Annotated in this window: 1 protein-coding gene; it reads right to left on the bottom strand. The window is 36.1% G+C overall.

Going from position 1 to position 737, the window contains the following annotated elements; genetic code table 11:
• A partial coding sequence (locus DXD78_RS20935; RefSeq protein WP_370448329.1) for a restriction endonuclease subunit S occupies positions 1-737 on the bottom strand: 737 nt, incomplete at both ends.

Raw genomic sequence — 737 nt, 5'->3', positions numbered from 1 at the left:
TAAATCAGAATTTACCGACACTTGACCATTCATCAGAAGTGGGAGAAGTTCGTCTCGCTGCTTAGTCAAGGAATCTATTTGTTGGTAGTTATTTACAATCGTTTGGTAAATGCTTCCAATCTTTTCATCAAATAGTTTCAGAATATTTCTTGTTGGTATGGGCAATAAGATATTCTTGATTGTATCTTGAGAAATATTATCCCTTGCAGAACCCGTACTGAGTGTAATGAAATGGCTATACAATGATGATATATGGAAGTACACATAGTATAACATATTTTCTATTGTAGGGATAACGCCACAAACGGCTTGATTAGAACAAGCCTCGAATGTAAGCAAGCTAACTTTACCTGCTGTTGCGCCATACATTGCGACCAATATACTGTTGCTTGGATATAACTTTGCACTTGAGTTTTCTAATCCACATTTTGTAATATAATTGGTAGTCTTAGTGATTATAGGACTATTCAGTTCCCCACTGTTTATCCAAGCTATTTCTCCATTATCGTAGTATTCTATATTTGTTGATTTGGGTGTACCTCCTGAATATGTGGTAGCAATATCTTTTATTAAAGATATATCCCATCCTTCGGGAATTTCTCGCTTCAACTTCTCATTCCAAACCATCTTACCTCCACTAGATTTATACGGTTTCCCCTCCTCATTCGGGAAATCAAACTGTACAAACCAATAATCATAAAGCTGCTTTGCCATCGCCTCTAAATTCTGATTTATCG

Origin of the sequence: Bacteroides sp. D20 (genome assembly GCF_003436255.1) — a bacterium.
GTDB lineage: Bacteria > Bacteroidota > Bacteroidia > Bacteroidales > Bacteroidaceae > Bacteroides > Bacteroides uniformis.
This window is presented reverse-complemented; position numbering and strand designations above follow the sequence as displayed.